The sequence below is a fragment of the Frankia sp. CeRuru1 genome (assembly GCF_977966315.1).
This window is the reverse complement of sequence record NZ_CDWWEW010000016.1, coordinates 1-6905: the sequence shown is the minus strand read 5'-3', so window position 1 is coordinate 6905 and position 6905 is coordinate 1. Positions and strand designations below refer to the sequence as shown.

At 68.6% G+C, this 6905-nt stretch carries 6 protein-coding genes; 2 read left to right on the top strand and 4 right to left on the bottom strand.

Translation table 11 applies throughout. The annotated features are described in order from the left end of the window. Positions 1-554 (top strand): CocE/NonD family hydrolase C-terminal non-catalytic domain-containing protein (locus tag AC08OP_RS02340; protein WP_476612701.1); only part of this gene is annotated, 554 nt, incomplete at its 5' end. 190 nt (positions 555-744) lie between these two features. Then, the gene (locus tag AC08OP_RS02335; protein WP_476612700.1) at positions 745-4227 is read left to right on the top strand and encodes a phosphotransferase; all 3483 of its coding nucleotides are present in this window, start codon (positions 745-747) and stop codon (positions 4225-4227) included. Between the two features lie 306 nt (positions 4228-4533). Here AC08OP_RS02335 and AC08OP_RS02330 read toward each other — a convergent pair whose 3' ends face one another. The 4 genes from AC08OP_RS02330 to AC08OP_RS02315 form a co-directional block, all read right to left on the bottom strand. Next, entirely contained in the window at positions 4534-4977 is a 444-nt protein-coding gene (locus AC08OP_RS02330; protein WP_462203519.1) for a hypothetical protein, read from the bottom strand. A gap of 185 nt (positions 4978-5162) precedes the next feature. Next, entirely contained in the window at positions 5163-5663 is a 501-nt protein-coding gene (locus AC08OP_RS02325; RefSeq protein WP_476612699.1) for a TadE/TadG family type IV pilus assembly protein, read from the bottom strand. Continuing rightward, the gene (locus tag AC08OP_RS02320; protein ID WP_476612698.1) at positions 5653-5880 is read right to left on the bottom strand and encodes a hypothetical protein; all 228 of its coding nucleotides are present in this window, start codon (positions 5878-5880) and stop codon (positions 5653-5655) included. Before AC08OP_RS02320 ends, AC08OP_RS02325 begins: the two co-directional genes overlap by 11 nt. Before the next feature lie 83 nt (positions 5881-5963). Continuing rightward, on the bottom strand, positions 5964-6905 hold a 942-nt coding region (locus tag AC08OP_RS02315), incomplete at its 5' end, for a type II secretion system F family protein (protein ID WP_476612697.1).

Sequence of the window (6905 nt, the reverse complement as noted above, 5' to 3'; positions counted from 1 at the left end):
GCTCATTGACTCCTCAGCCCAACTCCGGGGGGAGCCACACCTTCCGGGCCGGCACGGACACCCCCGCCCTGATAGCCCCGGCCCTGGTCCAGACCGGCATCCTCGAAAGACTGGGGGCTCCGATCGTGTACGAGACCTCGGAGATCTCCCGCGAGGACGCCGCGGTGTGGTCGACCGAACCGCTCACCGCACCGAGTCAGATCACCGGGACCGTCTCGGCGCATCTCACGGTCACCCCGTCCGCGAAGAGCGCGACGCTCGTGGCGCACCTGTTCGACGTCGACCCGGGTACCGGTAAGGCAAAAATCATCACCAGCGCGCCCTTCACCCTGCTCAACGACCGCGAGGGAGAGACGCGGACGATCGACATCCACCTGCAGCCGGCCGACTACCGCATCACGCCGGGCCGCCAGATACAGCTGGTCGTGGACACCAAGGACAGGTTCTTCGGCGACGCCACCGTCACCAACAGCAAAATCGAGATCTCGTCCACCGACGGCTCCTCGTCCTACCTGGACATTCCGCTCGGCGAGATTCCGCTCGAGAACGACTAGCCGACCGGATCCCACGGCGCACGCCTACCCGGGCCGGAACCGTGGTCGCGGTTCCGGCCCGGGCTCGCCCGGGTGCGGGTCGGCAGGATCGCGCCGCAGCCCGATGTGCTGGTCCATCGTGCGTCGTCGAGCTCAACTATGATTGCATCGTCCTCGACGGTATTGCGGTCTGTGATGGTCGGAGGTTTACATGGCGCCTGCGCCACGGTTTCATCGGGTCGCCGCACTGCAGCGGCGTTTCGTGGACCGCGAACCGGTGCTGGCGGCTTTCGCCGAAGAGTTGACCCATATAGGTGACGGTCCACGGGTCTTCAACGCCACCGGCGTGGGCGGTATAGGTAAGTCACGACTACTGCGCGAGTTGAAGGACCGGGCGGCAACCCGGTATCGAACTGCATCACTCGATCTGCAGGTGCACTCGTTGCGCCAGCAGGAAGAAGCACTGGCGGTGCTACGCAACGAACTGGGGTCGCAAGGGGTCCACTTCGATCGCTTCGACATAGCCTACGCAGTGCTGTGGCAGCGGCTACACCCACACCTGCGGTTGAACCGTTCGGAACTGGCATTCATCGACGAGAGTTCCATTCTCGCGGATATCGCCGACACGATGACCGGAATTCCGGTTTTCGGTACGGCCCGCGGCCTTGTCAAGCTGTTGGAGCGCGGCGGCTCCGACGTACGCCGCCGCCTGCGGGTGCGGCGCGATCCCACCCTGGCGACGCTCGACGACCTGCCGAACAGTGAGCTCGCCGACGCCGTCACGTTTCTGTTCGCTGAAGACCTTCGGGCCGCCAGCCAGGATAGACAGTATGTGATCATCATTGACAGCCACGAGGCCCTGGTACTGAGCCCGGTACGCACCGGACGGGCGCAACTCGCGGATGCCTGGCTACGTGATCTCGTGGCACAGCTCGACCGTGGCCTGGTGGTCATCGCCAGCCGGGAACCGTTGCGGTGGGAACTGACGGATCCCGAATGGGACGGCCTCATCGAGATGTGCGACATCGGCGGCCTTCCCATGGAAGCCCGGCTAGAACTCCTCGACACCGGCGGGATCACCGATCCGTTCCAGCGCCAGATAATTGCGGACGCCAGCGCAGGTCTCCCATTCTATCTGAACCTGGCGGTGGACACGCACCTACAGACCGGTGGGCGGGTCAGCGGCGCCCTCGTGTCCCAACAGGAGATCTTGGCACGCTTCCTTCAGCATGTCGCCCCGGAAGAAATTCGATCGCTGGAGGTCCTGAGCCCGGCACGAATCTTCGACTATGATATTTTCCGGATGCTGACGGCCACATTCCATCTCCCGGGGCATCGCATCTCCTGGGAATCCCTCACCGCATATTCGTTCGTCTACCCGGCAAACACCGCGCTGCGGTTTCATCAGCTCATGGCCGCCGCTCTGCGGGAACGGCTTTCTCCGGGCACTACCACCGACATCCACGCCCTGCTACAGGGACTGTGGGAGAACCGGGCCGACCAGGCGACCGGCCGGGACAGTGGCACTCATGCCGCCCGCGCCCTGCGAGAGGCCGCCTATCACGCCCTCCAGGGTCGGCAGATCAGCGGCGACAGCATCCTCGGCTATGCCGACCGCGCGGTTCGCCGTGGGGGACACAGCGCCGCCCAAGGCATCACCGAGGACCTGCGCGCCCGGCTCAACGACCAGCCCGACCACGACAACTTGCCCGAAGCGCTGCGCTGCCTGCAGGCTGAGGCAGCGATTCGCCTCGGCGACGCGGCCACGGTCACGGCGCTGGTTCCCGAACCGGTCACCGCTCTGGCCATCGACACAATGGTCGGCGCGCGGCTCGCCGTGGCCGCCGGACATGGGCGGCGCATCGCCGGTGAGACCCGGGCCGCGCTCGGCGCCTACACCCAGGTCTGGGACCGCGCCACGGGGGCATCCCGGCTGACCGCGGGCCTGTGGGCCGCCGACCTTCACATGGCCCAGGGCCGGTTCCGAGACGCGGAAGTACTCGCCACCGACCTGGGTGCGTCCGCTCCGGGGCAGGACGCCGAGTTCCACGGAGACGTGGCCCGGATGCGTCACCTCGCCCACCGGTTCGCGTTCGAGTTCGACGCCGCCGCCCGCTATCTCGACGAGGCCGCCGCCCACTACGCCGCGGCCGACAGCGTCCTCGGGTTGGCCAACATCCAGACCAACCGGGCCGAACTCCTCGCCTACACCCACCCTGCCGAGGCAATCGTCGAGGCAGGCCAGGCGATCGAGATCCAACGCGAGATCGGCGCCCATCACGAGCTCGGCAAGGCGTATACCGCTCTCGCTGTCGGGCAGCTCCGATGTGGTCAACTCGACGAGGCCGAGACCTCCCTACGGTCCGCGTGCGCCGCCCTCGACGGGGTCGGGTATCGCTCCGGTCGAGCCCGCGCCGAGTTCTACCGCGCCTTGGTCCATGCTCGCCGGGGTCAGCTCGACGAAACGGTTTCCTCGCTCCAGTGGACAGTCCGCGAGCTGGAAGCAGCCGACGTCTACCCGACGATCATCCTCTGCTCGGCGCACGCACTGTCCATCCTCGGCATCGATGACGAGCAGGTGACCGCCGCCGCGAGCCGGGCACGGGCAGGAATCCAGCCGTTCGGCACGCTTACCGATCTTGACGCCCGCATTGAGGACTTCGTCGCCGACCTGCTCGACGGGCACACGTGGCGGCCCGACGAGCTGTACCGGCAGGCGGTCAGGCGCCCCGATGCCGCGTCGGGTTTCTACAACCACAACATCCGGATGGGCACGCCGACCGGAGACGTGATTGTCCGTATCCCGATTCCGGGCAGCGACATCATGGACCTGATGATCTGGCCGGAAGGGGATGTGCTGCGCGCCATCCGCGGGACCGTGACCCACGCGCCCCGTCTGCTCTACGCCCGCATGCAGCCCCGCTACCAGATCGTGGAATTCCTTCCCGGTCAGCTCCTCGATAACACCGCACCACGCGGCACCCGCGTTCCCGACCACGTCATCGGCGACGTCGTGGAGCTCTTCGGGCAGCTCGGCCTCATCCCGCGCGAACGCCTGCCGCAATCGCCGCCAGGCTGGCCGGCGGACGGGCGGACCGCCGACTTCGCCCGCAGCCTGTCCGCTGTCACCGCAGGCGTGCATTCCCGGTTCCTCCCCGACTTCGGCGATCTGTACGCCGAGTTCGGCATCCCCATCGACGCGCTCACCGAGATCAACAGTCGATGGACGACGCTGCACCCGCGGCCTTTCCGCCTCCTCCACACCGACATCCACCGCAAGAACATCATCATCTCGGATGGCCAAGCCTACTTCCTCGACTGGGAACTCGCCCTGTGGGGCGATCCGGTCTATGATCTTGCGGTCCACCTGCACAAGATGAGCTACCAGCCCGACGAGTCAGCCGCACTCATCCATGGGTGGACCTCCGTTGTCAACGGTCCGGCCGCCGAGGGATGGCAGTCAGACCTCGACACCTACCTCTCCCACGAACGGGTGAAGTCCGCCATCGTCGACACCGTCCGCTACACGAAAATCATCACCGAGGGAAACCTCACCCGTGATGACACACATGCATTCATCGACAAGCTCGTCGGGAAACTCGCCACCGCGCATGCCGTACTCAGCAACCGAGTGACCATCGACCACGAGGCCGCCGCAGCCCTCATACAGCGGTGGGCCGGCAGACGCCGATAGCCAGCCCAGCGAGAACGGCCAGGTGTCCGCGCGGCTCGACATCAGTGGAGTCCACGGACGTGCCGTACGGGGAGTAAGGGATGGCCTGCGACGATGCATGATCGCGTGGCGGCCGAGTTTTGGGGAGCCAGTCACGGTTCAGGGACCGCAGACCGTACTCAGCTCCCCCAAATTCGCCGGCCTGCATGCCTGCATGCCCGCATGCCCGCCGACCGCCCTCCATCTCGACTTTCTCCCCGACGGCGGCGTGTTCCTCTGCGCCGACTGCGAAACCCCGTTCGGCGCGCGCGTCGTCCCGGTGTCTCTCTACGGCTGGGTTTCCCGCCGGTCGGCGCGGAACTGGTCGATGACCACGGTGAACTGGCCGTTGACCGTGACGTCGGTGATGCCGGAGAACAAGGCACCGGTTCCTGGCAGCGCCACGACCGTACGGACACAGACGACGAACGACGCGCCTGGCTCCAGGGTTGCCGCGCCGTCCCCGGGATCCCCCGCACCACAGTCGGCGCCCTCGGGAGCAAATCGGACCTGTGGCGCGCCGGGGACGCCCTGGTCGGCGAGGGCGAGCTGCGCGGCGAGCCGCGCCCGGTCCATGCCCTGCGTCTCGCTGCCCGCGGTGGCGAACGCCCGCCCGGCCTCCCGGGCGGCCTGGGTCACCCCGAACGCCGCGCGCTGCACCGCGAAGACGCACAGGAACAGGTAGACGAACGGGACGAGCAGCACGACGGACAATCCAACGAATTCGATCATCGCCGAACCGTCGTCGGCCCCGGTCGCCGGGCCTGCCCGTTCGGGCCAGACAACGCGGCCTATGCGACCAATGCGACCGACGCGGCGCACGGAAGCCACGCAACCTGTCCTGATCATCAGGATCGTCCGCGGCACGGAGCGCAGGGCCGCCCGCGCGATCCGATCTCCCGCCACGACACCCCTCGTCACGGCAGTTCCTTGAGTGCGTGGCCCTTCACCGTGATCGTGATGCCGTCGCCCAGTGGGACTAGGACGAGCGGCACGGCAACCCGGCAGGTGACCTCCGCGAGCGGCGTGCCACCCGGCCCGTCGACCTGCGCCCCGGTGCAGACGGCGTCGGACCGTCCCGGGATGGTCCGCTCGATGAGGGCCTGGGCGTAGGGACCGCCCTCGCTCGCCGGCACGCCGAGGTTGGCCGCGTGCCTGGCTCCCTCGGCAGCGTCCGCCGCGAGCGTGTTGCGGATGTGCAGCACCAGACCGACCTGGATGATCCCCAGGATCAGGAAGAGCAACAACGTCCCCACCAGGATGAACTCGACGACGGCCGATCCGCCGTCAGCCGCGTCCGAGCCGTCCTCGACGCCGTCCTCGACGCCGTCCTCGACCGCGTCCGGTCGCTGCCCGGTCCCCCGGGGGCCGCCGTCGATCCCGTCCGGCCCCGCGGCGGCCGCGAGCTCAGCCGCCACCGCCGATACCCGACACCGAGTTGATGGCCGAGGTGAACAGGTTCTGCAGGGCGGGCGTCGCCAGGGTGGCGATCGCGACCACCAGCGCCGCCGTCATGACGGTTATCATGACCCAGCCGGGGACGTCCCCCCGGTCGCGATCATGGCAGCCGCCCGATGCGACGGCTGACCGCCAGGCCCGCCATCTCGCTTTCATGGCCTGCCCTGTTCGTCCCATGTCTCCTCCTTTAGGCTGGCTGATCCGACCTCGCCGGACGGGCGCGTCCACCTGCGGGCGGCCACCTGCGCGCCCCCGGGCACTCACTGCGCGATCACGGTGAAACTCACCAGGGCCGGGTAGAAGGCAAAGATCACGGTCGTCGGCAGGACGAGGAACACGACCGGGATCATCATCGCGATCTCCTTGCGGCCACCAGCCTCTAGCAGCTGCCGCTTGCCCGCCTCACGCGCGTCAACGGCCTGCGCGCGCAGGATGTCCGCCAGCGGCGTCCCCCGTTCGATCGCGACCGCCATCCCGTCGACGAACCGCACCAGGGGTGCCAACGCCGTGCGCGCCGCGATGCCCTCCAACGCCTGCACGAGGGTGGCCCCGGCGCGGGCGTCGGCCAACGCGAGCCGCAGCTCGTGCCCAAGCTCGCCGTGGGTCAACCGGCTGACCCGCTCCAGCGCCCCGATGGCCGACTCCCCCGCGGTCACCGCGAGCGCCAGCAGCTCGGCGATCGTCGGGAACTCCAGCAGCATCCGGTCCTCGCGCTCGGAGATCGCCCGCGACAGCCAGTAGTCCCGGGCCACCACCCCACCGGCCGTGCCGGCGACGATCAGTGCGACACTGACCAGGGCCGGCGGGCCGACGCCGAGCAGCGCGCGCAGCGCCAGCAGGAGGGCGCCGATCAGCGCCCCGCTGGCCGCGCAGATGACCTGCTGGACGCGGAACTCCTCGATGCTGGTCCGTCCGCCGGCCTGGGTCAGCCGGCGTCGCAGGGCGGCCCGGCCCCCCAGGAAACGGTCGAGCCGACCGGCGGCGTCCGCGAGTAACGGGCGCGCGAGCGCCTCGACCGCGGCGAGACCCGGCCGCGGCACCCCCCGCGGCCGGTCCTCGAGCAGCCTCGAGGGTGTGGGGGTGTCCCGCAGGTAGGGATCGATTCGGTCAGCGAGGTGGATGCGCCGGGCCCGGGGGGAGCGGTAGACGATGATGACCAGGCCCAGCCCGACGAGGAACCCGATCAGCGCACCGCTGGCGAC

Coding starts and splice junctions, on each gene's coding strand:
- AC08OP_RS02335 (WP_476612700.1), top strand. CDS start 745: ATGGCGCCTGCGCCACGGTTTCATCGGGTCGCCGCACTGCAGCGGCGT.
- AC08OP_RS02330 (WP_462203519.1), bottom strand. CDS start 4,977: ATGATCGAATTCGTTGGATTGTCCGTCGTGCTGCTCGTCCCGTTCGTC.
- AC08OP_RS02320 (WP_476612698.1), bottom strand. CDS start 5,880: ATGGGACGAACAGGGCAGGCCATGAAAGCGAGATGGCGGGCCTGGCGG.